The 22,115-nt window shown below is 48.4% G+C and carries 1 protein-coding gene; it reads right to left on the bottom strand.

Annotated features, from left to right (window positions below):
- Window positions 1-21,918, bottom strand: coding sequence for a putative Ig domain-containing protein (locus QUB26_RS15820; RefSeq protein ID WP_333318738.1), 21,918 nt, complete (start codon window positions 21,916-21,918; stop codon window positions 1-3).
- Window positions 21,919-22,115 lie beyond the last annotated feature (197 nt).

Raw genomic sequence — 22,115 nt, forward strand, 5'->3', positions numbered from 1 at the left:
TTATCTTTTAGAGTATCCGACTCCATGCAAAATAGAAACAATGAAAACTGTGAATCCTTTTCTAAGAGCAGCTTTCTGTGCTATTTGCTCAAATGATTGTTGCCTTCCTTTTTCATAATCTCCAAATAAAGTGACAAATCCAGCAACTCTAGAGCCATTTTTTCTCGCATAGTTGGCTATAGCATCCCATTGTCCAGCATTTTCAGGTGCTTTTCCCCCACTTCCTATGTACGTATTTACAATCGTTTTAAGTTGAAGTTTGATATCTCCAATCAGGTAACTCCTTTGAGGTCCGCCAGTGACTTGAACACCTCGACCACGAGGTTGATTCCCAGGAGGAGTAAGTACATAATCAGGTCGACGCTCTCCCGCTCGGACCTTGGCCTCAATATTAGGGAAATTGATCCAATTACCAGTTGCTTGACCGTCCTGAGTTACCCCAACTTCTAGAAAAACTTGATCTAAATTTATGCCAGCATCAGCGAACATATCACGAACCTGCCCTTTAAACTTTCTTTCAAACTCTACGCCTGCGTCCAGAGCATTATTCATCGCTCTTACTCCGTCTGTGAGTGGAGAGTTTATGGGCGCAAAAGTTTTTAAAACACTCCAGAAAACATCGCCTGCTACTTCTACAGCTTTATCTTTAAATCGTTCATAGATTTCTTGTTTAGTGCGATTCTCAATAGAGTAGAGAATCTTCTCTACTGTATAAGCTGCTTGAATTTCCATAATAGAAATCATCCCACTCGGATCGCTGTAGATATAGGGGTTGTTGTACGCAAACTGATAGGGATTGAAAGCCTCAATCTGTTGCTCAGTAGGCTCAACCGGATCGCGACTCAAAAACAACCCCGTCTTAGGATCGTAATCCCTAGCTCGCATATAATACAACCCACTCTCCGACTCCAACCACTGACCCTGAAACCGGAAATCACCACTTGTTACCCCAGCATTAGCAGCCACACCTGACGCATTTCTCAAATTGCCAAAACTATCATAGCGAAAATCCCCCACTTCCTGACCATTACCATCAGCCAATCCAATCACCGTCCCCATCGCATCAGTGAGATAGTAAACAGGATTACCACTAGCATCTAATCGCATGAAGGGACTTGAAGAACCACCATAAATATAATTGCTAATTAAATTCCCATTAGCATCAGTCATCAAATCAGTCGATTCCAACCCACTTCCCCCTGCTGGAGTTACCAAGAATCGACGCTCTTGATTGCCTTCTACTGCCTTCACCCTGTTACCTTGACCATCATAGATATACTGGGTTGTTTCCCCAGTAGTTTTATTATCCACCTCAGTCAAACGGTCATAGGTATCATGTTGTAAATCCAACGTCTTACCATCCCGCTCAATTAGCGTCAATCGTCCATTGCTATCGTAATCATAATTTTCAGTTTCACCCACTTCAGCCACAGTATCTAATTGATATCCAGGCTGATAATTGAAAGAGCGACTACCTCTATTTGTATTCGATTCCACCAGTCTTTTACCAGCAGCATCATAAGTGTAAGTCGTCTCATCTTGCAACACCCCAGAAGCATCATAATAGCTTTCCTTTTTCACTCGTAGCGATTCATCATATTCCAACAGTACATACGACGAATCCTCGCGAGTAATCTTCGTCGGTTCCCCAATCCCAATACGTTCGTAACTCACGCTTGCCAACACTTCGCCGCGATCGTTTTTGTGAACAATAGATTTCACTCGATCTAAGCCGTCATATTCATAAGTAGTCGTCACCTTCCCATCAGGTAAAATTCTCTGCTTAAGACGATTCGCATCATCATAAACCATCTGAGTAACTCCACTTACGGGGTCGGTAACTGTGGCTAAATTGCCAAAAGCGTCGTAGCCATAGCTAGTGACATACCTCGCACCGCTAGCAGATGCCCATTCTGTTTGCCCCTTCACCCGACCTAACAAATCGTAAGTATAAGCAATGCCACTGCCATCAGGATAGTTGATGCCACTTAACGCCCCTGTCAGCGAATCGTAATGGTATGTAGTGATATCATTGCCACTTTTTACTGTCTTAATATTACCGCCATTCCCATAAGTATAAGTGACAATGCTGGTAACTAATCCCGCTGCCGTTTTAGTTGTTTCTGATTCTACCATTCCCGCAGAATTGTATTCGTAAGTAATCGTTTCACCACTAGGTAAGGTCGCCGTACCTAAGCGATTGTCCGTCGAACGATAAGTCATCTGTTTGAACGTCCCATCGCCATAAATTACCTTTTTTAGATTTCCCAAATCGTCATATTCGTAGCGCAATTTTTCCTTAATCGTGCCGCTGCTAGTAACGCTATCAGGACTTTCAATCAGCGCTAAACCGTCTTCTCCATAGGTGTAAGTATAAATATTATTGCCCAAATCCGTCGCCGTCTTTAACCGCCCAAATTGGTCGTAGGTGAAATCGCGGTCGTTACCGCCAATGTCTGTAATTTCAGTTGGGTAGTCTTTAGCTTCTTGCAGATTATTGGCATACAAATATTTAACTTTCTCGCTGTAGTTGAGACCATCTCGCTGCTGGTAAATAGTCTCTACTGGCAGATAGTTCGCGTCTTGTACGGATGTGGTTTTGCGTCCTAATGGGTCGGTAATAGTTGTTCTCGTGCCGCTGTATTCGTATGTCCAAGTTTGAGGATTTACGGCGGGGTCAGGGATAGGATTACCTGCTGCATCGAGAATTAAATTATTGGTTGTATCTGTTAAGTATTTGCCTCTCTGAGTTGAAGTTAATTTACCACTTCTGGGGTCATAAACAGTCTTAACAAATGCACCAAGCGGGTCGATTTCTTCAATTCTCCGACCGCCGGCATCGTACTTTTTAGTTATTTCCGCCCCAGTTTGCACGTCTTTGATGCTTGTTAATCTTCCGGCGGCATCGTATTCGTATTCAGTGGTAATATTGCCCGCTTCGTCTGTCTCTTTCCACAGCCTTCCTGCTAAGTCGTAATAGAAGCTGGGCGTACCGCCATCGGGCGTTACCCAACCTGCTAATTTACCATCGTCAGTTAGCTTACGCTCCATATGACCGATAGTAGGAGCATCTAAACTCGTCCAATCGCTACCACTGCCTGTATAGCCGTATTCTACCCAGATACCATCGCCATAATCGACGCGCTTTTCTCGTCCTAATTTGTCGTAAGTAAATGTATAAGTTTCATCATCTGTGGTATCGGCAGGAGTACCACTATCTTGCACCATTGTTTTCAAACGACCGTTGCTATCATAAGTCATATAAGTGGCACTACCATCCGATTCTACACTCTTAATGGCGTTGCCATAATCGTCATATTCGTAATAAGTGGTACTAGCTCCTTCTGTCTCAGTTTTAACTAGGCCATTGGCATAATAAGTAAAGGATTGAATGACATTGCCTTGACCGTCTTTAATTGATAGCAAGTTGCCGCGAGAATCGTAGTTGAATCGCACTAACGCACCTGTTGGCGTTACTAGCGATGTCATCTGTCCATAGCCGTTGTAGGTATAGTGAGAAGTGCCAGGTACTACGCCGGGACAGCCGCAATAAGTCTCCGTCCGAGAAATTAGATTGCTCTGACTGTCATATTGATATTTAGTTACTAGGTTGTTGGCATCTTTAGTCTGCGTAACATTGTTGTTGTCGTCGTATTCAAAGTAGGTGGAGTTACCATAGGCATCTGCTACTTGCAAGACATTACCGCGAGTATCATATTTATAAATAGTGGGATTGCCATAAACATCTTTGACAACTTGTACTGATTCTTCAGGCTTATATTCGATGTTGATGGGTACGTCAGCACCATTAATTACTTGCTTCAAACGACCGGAATCGTCGTACTCAGTCTTAACTCCACTGCGTCCCAACGAATCGATAACCTCAGTTAAAAAGTGCGGCCTGTCTTCATCTTCATACTCAAACCGAGTTGCATTATTCTCCCTATCCTTAACAGCAACCAAATCCCCTTTCGCATCGTATTCGTACTTAACCTTCTTCCCATCCGGGTCAACAACACCGACAATCCTCCCAGCAACATCCCTCTCAAAAGTCACCGACTTACCAGTCGAACTTGCAATCCCCGCATCGCTAAAACTCAACTTATTCCCATTCGCATCAGTAGCAGTCAACAAATCCCCAGACTTAGCATCAATCTCGTAAACCAATCCCTCAAGAGTCGTCAACACATAAACCCCACCAAACGCCGGATTTTCGGGATTGAAGGGCTGCCCGTTCACCCCGTAATACTCGCCGTACTCATTCCGTATCAAATTCGCATCCTTAACCGTCAGAGTCACCGTCGAACCCGAATGCGACTCAAAAGCCGGCTTGTACATCGCTGCCCCCGGCCCGGCCGCCCCTAAATACTGATTCAAATAATGCGAGTTCGGCTTGAATGTAAAGGTTTCCCGCTTGCCTCCGGGTAGGGTGATAAACACCTTAGTCTTGCTATCAAAGGGTACAGTATTTATCCCCAATTCCTCATAAGTCGGGTCAGCTTTCAAAGAAGTCTTCAAATCCGTATCCCGGAATTCCATCCGCCAGCCGTAGCCGAAATCATCGCTAGAATTAGCATTCAAAGAATCGTAAGTTCTCGTGACATTAATCGGAATTCCTGCAACTGGAACCGATAAATCAGTAAACGATAACCGGAAATTACCCAACTTCAAATCCCCCGCAACATTCACCGTCCTTTCAGTAGTCGAACCGTTACCGTTAGCATCGAATGCAGTGAATTTGAGAGTGTAAGCGCCGTTAGCCAAAACAGTCGGGTCAAATGTCGCAATCGTTTCGTTGCTGACAGCAGTAGTTCCCCGATAAACTTCCTTAAATTGACTGCTACCAACCGGGGCTACTGACAAAGTATAGTAATCCAAATTGCTGTCAGTTATCGTACCTCGAATTACCAGAGGTGTAGAAACATCAACATCATCCGCTAAACTGATATTGATAATTGGCGCATTGACATCATCCGTATCAATCGCCCTGACAACTTGAGTCGCATTCCCCACATTTCCGGCCGCATCTAGTGCTGTGGCAATTGCCGTGATGGGAGTTAAGTTATTTAACTTGACAGTTGCTCTTCCTTGTGCATCTAAAACTACGGGAGTGCCGTTGATAGTTAAGCCCAAAGATTCGACTTTCACGTTATCGACAGCATTCACGGTAAAGATGACCGAATCTCCGAGATTAGCGGTATTATTGCTGGCAATCAGATTGACTTTAGGTGCAGAAGTATCGGCAACAACGCTTAAATTGTAAGAAACAGTAACGCTTTCTCCAAAAGTATCAGTCACTTTAACAGAAACCGGATGATTACCGATATTAGCAGCAGTCGGCTTCCAACTAATCCGCCCGAATTCATCAACAGTCATGCCAGTTGGAGATTGAATTAAACCAAAGGTCAACAAATCTCCATTGCTATCAGTCGCCTTCAAATCGTAGCGATAACTGGCACCGGGCGAGACAGATTGAATCGGAACATTTGGCACAACCGCTGCTGAATTAGCCCGAGAAATTAACTCAAAACCTTGGGCTGCCCCCGTACCAGAATTGTCAACAGCCCCGACTACCACTTGATGGTTTCCAGCAACAGGATTGTTCCAAGTAACAACACCAGTAGCTGAATTAATTGTCATCCCAGTTGGAGATTGCAATAATTGGTATTGCGAGATAGTACCGTCAGCATCAGTTGCAGTTACTTGGTAGCTGTAAGGGCGTCCTGGTGAGGCTGTAAATACAGGTGTGGAAGTGATAGCAGGCGGCAGGTTGGTAGCAGTAGTTCCCGCAGTGACAGTAAAAGTTTGAGTAGCAATTGCCCCTTGTTTATCAGTCACGGCAACTTCCACAGAATGCAGCCCGATTTGAGTAGCATTCGGCATCCATTGAATAACACCGTTACTATCAATTGCCATCCCGACGGGATACTTACTCAAACTGAAAGTCAGCGGGTCATTTTCCAAATCAGTCGCGACAACTGTATAAGCGTAAACTTGATTTACTGCTGCCTTCGATGGAGGAGTTGAAACCACAGTCGGCGGCGTGTTTATTCCCCTGACAGTCAAGCTAAATTCTTGGACGGCATAACCGCCGTTGCCGTCAATTGTTCTTACAGAAATGGTATTTTCGCCAATTTGTTCTGCGTTAGGCTGCCAGCGTAAAGAACCAGATAGGGGGTCAACAATCATCCCGGATGGTGCTTTGTCCAAACTCCACAGCAACCTGTCTCCATCCGCATCGCTACCCGTCAAATTGTATTGATAAAGCTTGGCTAGATTAGTAATTTGTTCTGTGGGAGTAGAATCGATACTCGGTGCGCGATTGTTGGCAATATTATCGGCAATTAGGTTGAATGTTTGAGTAGCTAAACCTCCTAAACCGTCGCTAACTCTGACGGTAATGGGATAAGTTCCCTGCTGCGAGACTCCGGGTGTCCAACTAATCAATCCTTCTTGGAATGTCATGCCGGCGGGCGTCGAAGCTGGCGTTGCAAATGCCATACCGGAGGGCGGATTTAATAGAGTATATGTTAAGGGGTTGCCGTCTGGGTCTTTGGCTTCTACTTGATAGAAATAAGTCTTGCCCAAACGGGTATTTGTGCGGGGAGTTGAGGTAATAGATGGTGCTCGATTGGGGGCGGCTGGGCTGACGGTTAATTCGATTCTTTGGAATGCTTCTCCGCCTTTATTGTCTGTTGCTTTGATCAGGATTTCCCAAGGTTCGACTTCGCCGGCATATGCCCAATTGAATGCGCCTCCTTGTTGTGCGGTGGTGGGAGTCCAATTAATTACTCCGGTGGTGGGGTTGATTGTGGCGTTGGTGGGGGTGACAGGTTTGCTGGAATTGGGAATTATGGAGTAGGTAATTGTGTCTCCATCTAAGTCTATGGCTTTGGCTTGATATTGGAATGGTTGGTTGACGGCGGGATTGATGTTTTGTGGTAATTGACTCGTGAAGACTGGGGCGTTGTTTCCGGGGGTAACTTCGATTTTGAAGGCTTGTAAATCGATGCCGCCTCTGCCGTCATTTACTCTGACAATGATGTCGTGGGTGCCGACTGCTGAGAGTGGGGGACGCCAAGATATTGTACCGTTGGGGGCAACTGCCATGCCTTTGGGGGCGACTGCTAAATCGAAGGTTAAGTCGTCGTTGTTTAAGTCAGTTGCAGTTGTTCTGTAGACTAATCTTTCTCCTGCTTTGACTGTTGTTGGCGGGGTACTGGTAAATTCCGGGTCAATATTGGGGCCTGCTAATTTGGAATTTGTGGCTGCAAAATCTACTCCAAATTTCGTATTGTTGGCGGTAACTGTGACTTCTTGATAAATGGGATTGGTTGGAGATGTTTGAGTCCATCCGGGTTGTAATTGCGAGACGATGCGGTAGTTTCCGGGGGCTAGGGTGAATGAGTAATTACCGCTGACGTCGCTGTAGGTGAAGGGTTCGTTGGTATTTCGGATGCCGTCACGGTTAGTGTCAACGTAAACTAACCAGTTTTCCATTCCTGGTTCGTTATCAGTTGGTTTTCCTAAGCCTCGGACTACCATTAAGTTGCTAAAACCGGCCCAAGCGTTGAAGAGTAAGTCTCCCGTCACCGGGTCGGTTGTTGCGCCCCAGGCACCCCCATAATTGGTAACAAAAGGAGTTCGGCTTGAAGGAATGGGATTGCCGTCGTTATCTATAGAGTAAGCATAGATGCCACCACCATTCCATTCTGCCATCAGCAAACCTTCACCGCTGTCAAAATTGGGTGCGGAGATTGGCATATAAACAAAGGCACCCGGGCCGGCACCTGCGGTTGTTTCCAATTCAGGTGGATTGATGATGTAGCGGGGCGTACCGTCTGGGAAATTGCCGTTGCGCGTGTAGGTGACGGTGTAAAATCCACTGCTGGGGTAGGCACCAGTGGCTTTGAGTTGCCCCTCTCCCGGAAAACCTTCGGGAACGAAAGTCAAGCCTCCCAATCCCCCAGGATATCTTTGGTTGGGCGCGCCTCCCGGCTTAATAGAATGTATTCCACCAGGTTTCCATAAGTTGGATAAGAGTACGTTGTCGGGGGTGTAGACCAAACCCGCATCGCTGTAGGAAGAGTCGGCAAAGTAATTGGCAGTGTAGGGCGTTTCTGGGTCGCCGTCGTCGTCTAAGCCGATGATATGACCGTTTTCTCCCCGCACTACCTTGACTTCATACAGGGCACCTCCAGGAGATGCCGCACCGCCGCCCAAGAGCAAGGTATTGGGGTCAACAGTGCCGTCCGGGTTGCGTTTGAAGGTCATCGCCCCCAATATGCCCGGTACGCCGTCCGGTCGATTTAAGTTGTAGGCGGCGTAGTTATCTGCAAAGCGCGGGTCCACTACTACCCGACTGTCAGGAGTCATGTTACCCGGATTGGTAACGCGGCGAGTGCCAGTCCCGTCGGCATCCAGATACACGCTGCCCTTAACAGTGCCGGGGACGACGCTGCTGATTGACAAATCAAAACTTTGGATGTCCGCGTTGCCGCGACCGTCCTCGACTCTGACTCTCACTTTGTGAGTACCCTCGACGGGAGTCGCCCAAATAATCCTGCCCGTTTCTGAATCAATAATTGCACCGCTGGGCGCGTCTTCCAGCAAATAAGTGAGAGTATCCCCGTCAGTATCGCTGGCATCCGTGTCGTATACATAGCGCCCGCTTGTATAACCCGAAGTAACGGCCGGAGTGTTGAAAGTCGGAGAACTGTTACCCGGTTCCGGTACCACCCGCACTTGGAAATCTTGCTGGGCAACACCACCTTTGCCGTCATTCGTTTCTAAGACAACACGGTAAGTCCCCAATTCCTCACCGATGGCACCGCTAGTCTCGCCGTCTCCTGGAGTAACGATTGCTGGCACGGACTTTCCAGACAGGGTTTGGAAACTGTAAGCAGAAGCTGTAGTTGAGTGACCAATTACCGCCAAAACATACTGCCCGTCAACAGGCAACAGGGCCTCGAAGTCAGTACCAATATTGTTCTGGTTGCCGACAATCCTCGGCTGGTTGCCTTGATGCCCGGGCTGGTAAAGTACCCAATTAGCACCGCTTCCAGATATGGAGTCAAAGAAAACGCGCTGACCCGCAGTTCCAGTAAACTTGTAGAGGTGAACGGGATTCCCCGGCGCCAAAGTAGCGCTGACACGCTTGTTCAGTTCCAAGTCTTGGGCATCTGCAAAATCCAGCACTCGGAAGCGGTAATCCGCAGGAGAATCTTGTTCCCCAGTCAGTAACAAATTGTAAGTACCAGACTCACTTAAGGTATAAGGGCCGGCATCGCCAGTTGACGACGGACGCCACCAACCATCGTTGAGAAATATCGTGTCACCGCTAGGGCTCACCAAGCGAGCATTCACAGACTCTGCCCCTCCACTCGGAATCATGCCGTCGTAAAAGATTGTTTGTCCGGCTTTGCCAGTAAAACTGTAAACTTCAGCAGTTCGCCCTGGGTCTTGAGTCTTGCTAACCGTCACTCCCATTTGTATGGAATTTTCATTGTCGCGGGGGTCGGGAGTGACAGAGGGCAATTCTAGAATGCGGTAGCGGTAGTCGCCCGTGCTGGTAGGAGAACTTCCCTGAACCCGCACGGTATAAGTCCCCGTTTGCTGCAATTGATAGTGACCCCAGTCGTTGCTGGCGTTAATGTGAAAGATTTGGCTGCCCTGGGGGTTGAACAGCCTGACATCAACTGGGTCGTTGTCCAAGTCTTGACTGTCAAAGTAAATGCGGGTGCCAGCATTAGCCGTGAAGGTATGGTTGACCACCTGCCCTGCTGCAATATTTCCGCTTTGCAGGCTACCAAGTCCAGCAGTCGCGACAGAGGCCGGTGTCGAATTTGTTACCGTAAAGCTGTAGTTAACAGGGGTGCTGCTGCGGCCGCGAACGCCTAAAACGTACTCTCCGCTTGTCGGCAGCATCAAGTTGAAATCCTCACCCGTCCCGCTGCTGGGAGAAAGTGGCAGATTGTTAGGCCCGTAAAGTATCCAGTCCGCACTGCTGCCAAAAGGTACAGCCACATCAAAGTTCAGCCTTTGTCCCGCCGTCCCCCTAAATTTATACAGTTCCACCTCGTTGCCGGGGTCAAGAGTGCCGAGGGTAGGCGTTCCTACAATCAGAGAAGCTGCCCTCGCTATGTCACTCAAGCGGAAATTGTAGTTGCCCGTGGCGTTGTTATCCCCATCAACAACCAAACGGTAAGTTCCCGATTCGGTAAGAGTCGCAGGCGGCCAGTCAGTATTAGCTGCATTCCAGTTCGCATTGCTGTTGGCTGGGTTCCAGGTATTGTTGCTAAATTCTGCCCCCCCTGGACTCACCAATTTGACGCGGATGTTGCTGTTGCTAGCACCTTGACTGTCGAAATATACCCGCTGTCCAGGAGTTCCCGCGAAAGTATACTCGTCTCTTTCTCCTGCTTCCCCAATAGTCCCCGATACAGCGCGGCCGAGTTCCAAAGCAGTAGGGGTAGTAATAGAAGGGGTAACAACCTTAAAACTGTAGTTGGCGCTCGTGGCGGAATTGTTCTGAAGGGCAAGGACGTAAGTACCGGGGATTGTCGGCGTTATTTCAAAATCAGAACCAGTCCACCCCGCAGTTGGGATAGGCTTGTTGTCCGGCCCGTAAAGTACCCAGCTAACGCCACTGCCGGTACTAGCTGCTAAATCGAAATAAAGTGGTTGCCCGACAGCGGGTTTAAATTGGTAGAAATCTATCTTCGTTCCCGGCGCGAGGGTATTGGAAATATCAGCATCCAGATTTAAAAGCGGTACTGCTTGCGGGTCTTCCACATCTACCAAGCGGAAACTGTAATTGCCCGTTGTATTGTTAGTGCCGTCAATGACCAAGTGGTACTCGCCTGCCTCCCGCAGAAACATAGGGGCGGTCATGTCAGCATCCAAGCGGCCGTCCCACGCCGGCACGATACTTCGCCACCAATACTCGTTTATGCTGCCGCTGTTGGGGTCGTTGAGTACCGTATCGGTGGGGATGCTGGGAGAGAACAGCTTAACAGTGAAGTTGCTGTCACCTGCGATGCGGTCAAACAACAGTCGCTGACCGGGCTTGCCATTAAATTTATAGATATCCCGTTCTCCAGGTTCGTTGATACTGCTCGTGACGGGCGAACTCAAAGTTAAAGGGGATACAGTTGTTTCGGGTGTCACCACCTTAAATTGGTAACTCTCTTGAGTAGTAACGTTGGTGCTGCCACCCATCACCAGAGTGTAAGTGCCGTTCCCCGGCAGCCTGACTTCTAAGTCCGGCGACAGCCCGCTGAGGGGCGCAGGTATCACTTGGTTGTCAGGCCCGTAAAGCGTCCAACCCGTACCCTTATTCCAGTAATCCCAGCTTCCTGCTAGATCAAAATACAGGTGTTGCCCTTCTGTTCCTTCAAACCGATAAACTTGCCGCTCTCGGGCACTAGCTAAAGTACCCGACAGGTTTTGGTCAAAGGGCAAGTCGAAGACGCTGGGATGGTTGGTGCTGGCAGTGTCGAGGAGGCGGAAACTGTAGTTGCCCGTGCCTCTCCAATCCCCATCAATTTCAACTCGGTAAGCACCTGCCTCTTGTAGGGTTATTGGTGTCTGTTCTGCTGTTGTTTGCTGTTCGTAAATCTTTTTGCCGCTGGGACTAAAAATTTTCGTCCGCAAATAAGGATCATTAGCGACGAGGCTATCTACGACTAGCTGCTGACCTACCGTACCCGTGAAAGTGTAGGTGTCCAGTTCGCCCATTTTCCCAATGGCACCCGTTGCCGCGTTCCCGAATTCGATGGGGGCTGTTGTCCGTTCAGAAGTAACTGCTTGGAATGGGTAATTTGCGCTGCTGTTATATGGGTTAACAAGCGCTACGGTGTAAGTGCCGTCGCTCGGCAAGGTTAATTCTGCATCGCCCGACCAATTCGTTTTCAGGATGCTGTTGCCTGGTCCGTAAAGCGTCCAGTTGCTACCATCATTTAAAAAGTAGACATTTTGCCCTGCTGTACCTGCAAACTGCAACAACCGCGTTTCGTTGGCTCCCACAGTCCAAGTTTGAGCGGGGGCGTCCAGCACCACTGTTGCTGCTGTTGAAGCGTCTAAGAAGCGGAAGCTGTAAGCGCCTGTTTTGGTGGTGTCTGGGATATATGTTGTAGTAGGGGTATCGACAACAGCGCGGTAAATACCCGTTTCCAGAAGCGCGAACAAGTCGCGGTTCCAGGATGTCGATATGTTGGGGAATACCTCGACACCGCTGGGGCTTAGAAGCCGAACGTTTTTTGAACCGCTATCTGCAATGCCGTCGAAGTACAGGCGCTGGCCTGCCGTTCCATTGAAGGTGTAAATGTCTTGTTCCCCAGGCTCGCTGATGGTACTGTTGGGTGGGGTTGGGGTGCCAATGGGAAGGGATGCTACGGGCATTGTCGGTGTCACGACTTGGAATTTATAGGTAGCCGGATTGCCGTTGTGTCCTTGCAAAGCTAACAGGTACTCGCCATCTCCGGGTAACGCTAGCTCAAAGTCGCTAAGTGCTTGCGTTCTGTTAATAACTGTCTGTCCCCCCGGCCCGTAAAGAGTCCACGTATTAGACCACGAACCATCTAAGGCATCAAAGTACAAATACTGACCAGCTTGCCCGTCAAAGCGGTACAAGTCGGTTTCAGAAGGGCTGGGGGTAAAGGTGCTTTGAATATCTGTATCCAGAACCAAGGGGGTAGCGATCGTTCTGTCGAGGAGGCGGAAGCTGACGTTGGCGGTTGGTGTTGCTTGGTCGTTAGACACCAGCAAGTAGTGAGTGCCACTTTCGGTTAAGGTGTCGAGCCTATCGGCTGCGATGTTTGTCCAGTATTCTGCTGCTGTAAAGTTAGCGATTTGGCGGCCGCTGGCAGAAATTAACTTAAGGGAGACGCCTGAGTTATTGGTCAGCCCGTCGTAATACAGCTTTTGGCCCACCGCGCCATCAAACTTGTAAGCGGTTGTTCCCCAAGCTGGGATTGACGGGATGCTCGCAGTCGTATTCAAATTCAGGGTCTGGGATGCCCCCAAGTCGAGCAAGGAGTAGCCGTAATCGCCGGTTCCCTCTACTCGCAAAGTGTAGGTTCCTGTTTGTTGCAATTGAATCGGGCTTGGGGAATCTGTGCTTGCGCTGGAGCCATTGAGGGCAGAGACAACAGAGCCGCTCGGGTTCAACAGCGTGACGGAGACAGCATCGCCATCCGTATCAAGGCTGTCGAAGTAAACTAACGTACCCGCACTGGCAGTAAAAGTTTGGTTGGCCGGGGTTCCTGGCGAAACCGTACCGCTGCGTGCTATCCCCAAACCCGAGTTCGCCACTGGCGGGGGGGTGATGTTGTTCGCGGAGATGTTGTAACTGACGCTGCTGCTCGATGGGTTCTGCAACGCTAGGGTGTAAGTACCTGTAACGGGCAGCAACACTTCAAAATCGCTGTTTAGCCCAGAGCCGCCTATCTGTGACGAAAAGTTTGGAAAACCGGGAGCGTACAGCGCCCAGCTTGCACCCGATGCTGTTGGCGACAAGCTGTCGAATTGGATTCGCTCTCCTGCCGTACCGCTGATTTGATATAGCACTGCTTCGTTTGGGGGCAAGCTGCCTGGCGTTGCCGTTCCCGGAGACAGGGTTGGGGCTGCTGTTGCATCCCCCAAGCGGAAACTGTAGTTGCCGGAGGTATCATAATTGCCGTCAATTGTCAAGCGGTAAGTTCCGCTTTCAGTGAGAATATTGGACAGGCCGTCAGCACTTGTGTAACCGCTGAAGATTTCCAGACCGCTGGGACTGGTGATTTTAGCTGTGATGTTGCCGTTGCCGAGTTGGGGGTCAAAGTACAGTCGCTGTCCGACGCTGCCAGTAAAGGTGTAAACATCTTGTTCTCCGGGTTTGCTGATACTGGCACTGTTGACGGAACCCAAGGTGAGAGGGGTAGGGTTGGCAGTTGAGAAAAATGGCTGGATGCTGTAGTTGATAGGTGCGGCGGTGCCATTGCCGCCTGGCGCGGGAGTGCCGTCCCCGCGCAAGACTATGTAGTACGTTCCGCTTCCCGGCAGCACTGTCTCTATGTCGCTCCACAGGTAATTAGAGGTCACTAACTGGTTGCCAGGTCCATAGAGATTCCAACCGCCGGGGGACGAGGAAAGGAGGGTGTCCAAATACAGGCGATCGCCCTCGGTACCTGTAAACTGGTAAACGTCCGTCTCCGACCCCGGACTCAAAGTACCACTGGTAGGAGCATTCAGGTTTAATGTCGGTGCTGTTGTTAAAGAGAGCAGCCGGAAATTGTAATTTTCTGTGGATTCGATATACCCGTCTACAATCAGCCGATAATTTCCAGCTTCAGGAAGAATATATGGGATAGTTCTCGCCCAGTCCCCGGATGCAGGGGTATTAAAGACTTCAATACCGCTGGGACTGACCAATCGAACGTAAGTGTTAGGTGTCTCTACCAAAGCGTCTAGCAGCAGTCGCTGGTTGGTGCTGCCACTGAAGGTATAGACATCCCTTTCTCCTTTTTCGCTGATGCTGCCGGATACGCTCAAGTTCCCCCATGTATCTGGTGTCAGCGTTCCCCCGGATTGAGTTTGGGGAGTAATGACCCGGAATTTGTAATCAAAAGGAGTGGCGTTGCGCCCCTGGACTGCCAGCAGGTAGCTACCCGCTGATGGCAGCACGACCTCAAAATCGCCACCTAAACCGCTGGGGTTGTACCCAGCGTAGGTGTTGGGGCCGCCAAAGGTTGTCTTGCTGTCCGTAGCGATGGCCTGATTCCCAGGTCCGTAAAGCGTCCAGTTTGCCCACCCCGAACTCGGTTCTGAATCGAGATAAAGGCGCTGACTGGCGTCCCCAGTAAAGGAATAGAAGTGGGTTTCAAAACCGGGATTTAAGTTTCCGGTGACATCTGCATCCAAGTTAATGGGCGTGGCTTGACCCACATCTAGCAAGTTGAAGCTGTAGTTGCCCGTGCTTTCCCCGTGACCGTCAATCTCTAAGCGGTAAGTACCCGTCTCGTTTATAGTAAATGGCTCTGTATCTGCGCCTAAGTTGATGTTGAAAGTGTCTACACCGCTGGGACTGACAAGCTTTACGGACGCATTTACTTGGGAACTGCTCGACAAGTAGTCAAAGTAGAGGCGCTGCCCTTTCGTGCCACCAAAAGTATAGATATCCTGTTCGCCTTTTTCGGTAATGGCGGCACTGACGGTGTTGGGGTTGGCGTTGTTGCCCAACTGTAGCGGATAAGTAATCGTGTCGGGTGTAACAATTCGGAAGGTATAAGAGGTGCTGCCGAAGAAGGGCGCGCTGCCCCGCATTACCAAAGTATACTCGCTGTCGCTGGGCAAGACGATCTCGTTGTCGTACCAGCCTACGTACCAAGAGCTTACTTGTTTTCCGTCAACCCAGGAGCTTACCTGCCTGCCCTCTCCATCATATAGTACCCAGTTCAGGTTGGAGTTGGTGCTGAGTTGGTCAAAGTACAGCCTTTGTCCTTTGGCTCCGTTGAAGCGATATGCGTCATCTTCTGAGCCGGGACTCAGCACACCCGTCACGTTTCTGTCGAAAGGTGCAACGGGTGTCTGCTCCATGTCAATTAAGCTGAAACCGTAGTCTCCCGCAGCACCATCAATGACTAAGCGGTAGTTGCCCGTTTCGGTCAGGTTGATTGGAGAGCCTTGATAGCTTGTATTGCTATCGAGTACCAGCAAGCCGCTGGGGCTGTACAACTTTAATGTCTGTCCAGGAGTGCTCCTAAGAGAGTCGTAGTACAGTCGCTGTCCTTCGAGAGCGCTGAAAGTATAGATATCTTGTTCGCCTTGATTGCCAATTCGCCCCAGTACGGTGTCGCCAAATACCATTGCTGCTGGCGGAGTCCACTGGACGATTCCCGTTTCTGGGTTGACCCTCATTCCCTCTGGGCCGAGTACCAAGTTGTAGGTTAGGGTATCGGAGTCTGGGTCTTTGGCATCGGCATCGTAGCGGTAAGGTGTATTGACGGCTGCATCGACAATGGGCGTCGAAGTGAAAATCGGCGGCCGATTCGGAGGCGGATTAATAGCTGAAAGCACATATTTTTGTTTGGCCACTCCACCTTTTCCATCTCCCACTTCCACCGTCACCGCGTGATTTCCAATATCTCCGGCAACCGGATTCCAACTAATAATTCCGGTTTGAGCATCTATCTCCATCCCCAACGGTTTTTCCAACAAGGAATAAGTCAGCGCATCCCCATCGGCATCAACAGCAATTGCAGTATAAACGTAACTTTTACCCACCAAAGCTTCCGTATTTGGTGTCGCCTTAAATTGTGGAACTTGATTTAACTGGCTTAAAAATACTAAATCGTAACTAAACTGAACTCCTTGAGGATTGTAAAACTTTAACGTATCGGTTGATGTCAGTTCCCCCGGCTTTAAAATGCCGTCACCAACCAGTTTGCTAATATCGTAATAAGGAATTCCTTCCGGCGTCATTCCGTCCGCATCCAACAGTCGCACCGTTGGGTCGCTAATATTGTTTATCCCTACCAACAACGTACCCCGCACCGGATACTGACCCGCATTTTTTACAGCTAAATCAGCGTAAAGAATTTTGCTGCTTGAATTGAATGAAGTCTGTTTGTATTCTACTTCCAGACTGCTCGAAACGTCCTGCAAGCGATTGAAATTGACTGGTACGTTAGGGGATACATCCTCGGAGGGCGATGCTGTTACAGGAACTATTGCAGCCGATGAAGGTTGAATGGCAATTGAGGTGATGCCGACTTGCGTTGCTGTATCGCTGTCGTTGTTGACCAACCGTATTTGCAGTGTAGCAGCCGTACCATCCGCTATTTGCGATAAATTTACACTGATATTAGAGCCGTTGAAAGTAACGCCTGCTGCTAGTTGGGGAGGCTGTCCTTCGGTGAAATTGAAGAAGCTGTTGAGTCCCGTTCCTACAGTGTGAACTAAAGAGCGACCGCTGGCATCGACTAAAGCTATTTCAAAAGCATCCTTGATGGAGTCGGAGTCTGCCAAGTCGAAGTTGAGACCGGCGATATTCACAGTAAGGGTTGACGGCACTGCTGGAATTGTAATGGGCCGTTCTAACTTTTCTGTGAAGGATGTCCCTTCAGCCAGCCATATAACGCCTGAGTCAGTAGCGGAGGTGCGGGTAAAAGTTCTGCTGGCGGTACTGGAATTGCCGGCATTGTCTGTGGCAGTGGCGGTGAAACTGTTGCTGCCAATAGCTAATGTTACTCCTGCAAACTCAAAGCGTCCTGTAGAGTCAGCAGTAGTTACAGCTCCTGTTTCAGCTAGAATAACGGTACTTCCGGGGTCGGTTTGCCCGGTTAAGGTGACGGTGGAGTCTAGGGTTTGCCCGTCTGCAACGGGAGGAGTGTCGAAAGCTGGGTTTAAGCCAAATGTTAGTTCTGGCGGTGTCGTGTCGAGGGTGAAGGGGAGTTCAAAGGTGTTGGTGTTGCCGTGAGAGTCGGTTGCAAGCAGGTATAGGGTGTACGTGCCGTCTGTTAAGGTGTTGCCGTTTACTGTGGATAGTGTGTTGGGGGTGAGTGCAAAGCTGCCGTCGGAGGTTAGCAAGTCTTTAAGTTCAATACCGGTAGACTCCCTCGAAAAACTGGCGCGGAAGCTAGCAATGTCGCTGGCATCGGTAATTGTTCCGCTGATGGCGGGGTTATTGGTGATGCCGTCGGTACTGTTAGAACCGGTGTCGTTAACTAGCGCTGCTGCAATTGCGGGGGGGGCTGTCTCCGGTGGCACTTGGCTGTTGGCGTATTCTATCAGTTGCTGTCCGAGCTGAGTATTGCGCCATTCTCTGTCAGGATTGATAACTGCATCCAGCAGCGGTGCGTTTCCTGTTGCCCCAAGCACTGTGAAGATAAGGTCATTGTAGTCGCCGTCAGAGTTAGCGGCCGACATATCTTCCATCGCAAAAGTGTTCCCCGTTCCGGTTGTGTCGGCTAGAGGCAACACGTAAGATGTATCGTTGGGATTGGCTGTGGCGATACTGAATAAGGGGCGGTTTTCGGGGAACCAATTTCCCGAATATGAGGATTCGAGCGATGACTGCACTGTACCGTTGGGGACTAACATGACGGCAAAGGTGTCGCCTGGGGTCATATTGAAAGTTTTGATACCCTGATATTCGCCGCTGCCCCACTCCCAGTCGAACGGCATCGCACCGGTGAATTTGGCTCCTTCTGTAGCGTCGCTGATGACAATGTGTCCGTCGGTGGAATTGCTTAAAACTCTACGGGATGCTTCGGCAATGAATTCTGGAGTTCCTGGTGTAAGCCCGGACATTCCTGCCAGGCTGAAAATTCCGAGTTCGCCTTCAAAGGAGCCGCCGTCAAATACATAGTCAAATCTGACTTCTCCTCGGTTATCTACAATAAAAGTACCGGGGATTTGTAAATTGGCTGTTGTTGTTATTGATAAATTTCTTGGGGCATTGATATTGCTTTGGAAGTTGCCTGCACTTTGTGCTGAATAAGATTGACTGTCGGCAGTACCGTCCGAAAATTGCTCCGATTCTTCTGCCTCTAACGGCAGCAAACCGCTCGATATATCTGCGGGTTTTGGCGCAATTTCGGTATCAGAATATGCGGGCTGGGATTCGGTAGTTTCTGTGGGAGTTGAATTGCTATTATAAGTATTTGAATTTGATTCGGGTGGGAATTTAAGAGTTGAGGGTGAAACGCTGGTTTCGACTGAGGCTATCTGTGCTGTACCTGCTGCTGTTTCTGATGGAGTTGAGAAAAGTGCCGGTATGGGAGAATCGGTTTGTACGCTAGAGTTTGAGTGGGAAATTAGCGGGTCGGTATCGAGAGAATTAACGACAATTGCCGGGGAGTTTTCAGTTTCTAATTCTGCTGCTGTGAAGGTGACAGCGATGTCCGTATCAATTGTATCCGCAGTGAATTCTGCAATAGCGAAATCGTCTGTTTTTGGTGGTAATTGTTGGCTTTCAAATTCGGCTGTTTTTTCAGCAACAGGGAGTTCGCGTTCAACCGTATCATCCGCTTCGGGTGTAGCAACAATTGACTCGGTTTTTGTCACCAATTGTTGGCTTTCAAATTCTGATGTTATTTCAGGGAAGGTGGTGTCATATTCAATTAAATCGGCAACCTTTTCTGTTTCGGTAGCAATAATCTCAGCGGTTGTTGTGAGAAATTGTTCAGTTTCAAATTTAGCTGCGGTTTCGGTAACAGCCCGATCATTTTCTTGGGTATCAACAACCTTGGATGCGGGAATAACCTCAGTAATTTGGGTCGGCAATTGTGACGCAGCATTAGGAAGATTGTCATTGGTTTGTCTTGGCAATTCTTCGCCAAAATTATCGGCAATCTCAGATGTTTTTGCAGGAGGCTGTGACGCGATGGGAGTGGGAATTAGCAGAGTTTCAGCGGTTGGTGGAGAAGCAGCATTATTTACAGCATAGTCGGCTGAAGCCGGCAATTGAGGAATGCGATTAGTTGCAGTTGTGTCGGTTTTAATTGATTCAGTATCTGCTGACTCGCTGACAATAAATTCTGCTAATACTGGCAGTTCAATTTCCGAATTTAATTCAGTAGGGCTAACACTGGGTGTCTCTGGGGGAGAGGCTGTTTGTTCTATTTGTTGCGATTCTTGACTATCAGATTTGCCAACTGTTGATGTTTCTGTGGCTGGCGATTCTTGAGTATCGGATTTGTCAACTATTGATGTTTCTATTTGTTGCGATTCTTGACTATCAGATTTGCCAACTGTTGATGTTTCTGTGGCTGGCGATTCTTGGCTGTCTGATTTGCCAACTGTTGATGTTTTTGTTGGTTGCGCTTCTTCAGTATCAGATTTGCCAACTGTTGATGTTTCTGTTGGTTGCGCTTCTTCAGTATCTGATTTGTCAACTGTTGATGTTGCTGTTGGTTGCGATTCTTGGCTGTCTGAGTTAGCAACTGTTGCTGCTGTCGGCTGAGGTTTTTGTTGGTCGTTATCAGCAGTTATCGATGGTGTTTCTCCCTGGGATTGATCGCCGGAATTAGTAACAGTTGATTCTCGGGTAAATTTCGGCTCTGATTTATCCGATTCACCCTTCAGTTTTTGAACTAACTGGGAGTGAATTGATGCAGAGAAGGAGTCAACTAATTCGCTGAGGGGAACTATTTTGGATGTAGCACCCGTGACACGGAATGTGATATCATCGTAATCGATATCGCTTCCTTGAATTAGCCCCATGTCTTCCATGGCGAAGAGTTGGCCTTCGCCTGTAATGTCGGCAATTTGACCGATACTGAAGGTGTCGCTGGGATTGTCTGTAGCTATTGAAAATAGGGGTTTTTTGTCGTCGCCGATTGCGGGGTTGTCGTATACTTGCTGTACGGTGCCGTTGGGGACTAGCATGAAGAAGAATTTGTCTCCAGGCGTCATGGCAAATGTTTTTGTGCCGAGGTATTGCCCGGAATTGAGGTTTTCTGAGCTGTTAGGATCGGTGTAATATGCTCCTTCTAAATCGTCAGAAATTGCGATGTAGCCCTTTGTCGAGTTGCTTAAAGCTCGACTTGCTGCTTCTTTGATGAAGGCCTCGGAACCGGGAACGAATTTTTCCATTCCGAGTAGGCTGACGATGGCTAGTTGTCCGCTATACCAGCCGCCGTCGGATGTGAATTGTATGCCGACTATTCCTTTTTCATCGACAGTGAATGCGTTTGAGTCAAAGTTAACGTTGGTTGGGGGAGTTGAGGTTTGATCTGGTTCTGGGGTTGAGGTTTTATTTGGTTCTAGATTAGTGGCGGTCTCTAAGTTGTTGGTGGTGGAGATTTCGGTAGGTGAAGTTTTGTTGGATTCTGATTTGTCAGTCGTTGATACAGTTGCAACTGAGGTTTTGTTGGATTCTGATTTATCAGTCGTTAATACAGTTGCAGGTGATGTTTGATCTGGTTCAGATTTGTCAGTCGTTGATGTAGTTGCAGGTAATGTTCGATCTAGTTCAGGGTTTTCAGCGGCTGATGCAGTTGCAGGTGATGTTTGATCTAGTTCAGATTTATCAGTCGTTGATACAGTTGCAGGTGATGTTCGATCTGGTTCTGATTTATCAGTCGTTGATGTAGTTGCAGGTAATGTTCGATCTAGTTCAGGGTTTTCAGTGGCTGAGGCAGTTGCGGGTGATGTTGTATTTTCTCCTGAATTGTCAGACGTTGATGCAGTTGCAGGTGATATTTTGTTTGGTGATGACTCGCTTTTGAGTGTAGTCTCTGATGATAAAGGCGTTTGGTGTTCTTCGAGTTTTGAAGTCGTTTCAGCCGTAGCGGGCAATGGCGTTTTGTCCGAAGCTTTTTCGCTCGTGGTAGATGCAGTTACAACGGGTAATGTTTTGTCCGAATCTTGTTCTGATTTTGTGGAGGCGGTTGGCGATAATTGTGTTTTATTTTCCAGCAATTCATCGGGAACCGCGGTTGTAGCTGCTGTGGTTTTATTTAGTTCAGAGCTGCTGATTGACGAGTTGACTGGAGGTATGTCAGTCGCAGATTTATTAGAATCTGAAGAAACGTTATTTGATGCAATTCGATTCGGGTTGATTAGGAGGTCTCCTAAGTCGGAGTCGAGTTTACCAATTAGGGGATCAACTTCAGAATTTGTTGTATCCCTGAGAGTGCTGTTAGTTATCAGAAGGCTGGTGTTGGCAGAAGATATGCTGTTAATATCGGAGGGTTTATTAATAATAAAAGCATCAGTTTCTGTTAGACTGAATTCGGAGGTGGGTTCGCTTGCTGGTTCTATTAAGTTTAAGTTAAGCTGTTCGGATTCGGATGATTCTGCCGGAGCTTGATATAATAAAGGTTTTGAGGTTTGAATTCCCGGCAGCAGAGGGGGCTTTGTCGGGGCAAGTCCGGGAATTAAGGATTCCTGTTTTTCTATTAAAGGTTCTCCAATCGGGTCTGTTAAAGGCACTCGCTTGCACTCCTGATTTGAGGGTTAAATTATAGTTTTGGTAAGCTTGGATGCGTCACTTATCTTTTTGAGGAGATGCGAGTTGCAATTATGTTACCCGCTTTGGTCGAGTCGCCTGTTTGAATGGAGTTATAAGGCTCTTCCGTACTCCTTAAACGACTGTAGCCCGCCTTCGCTATTGTTACTCGCTTTCGCTA

It is taken from the genome of Microcoleus sp. B4-C1 (assembly GCF_036705285.1).
Lineage (GTDB): Bacteria > Cyanobacteriota > Cyanobacteriia > Cyanobacteriales > Microcoleaceae > Microcoleus.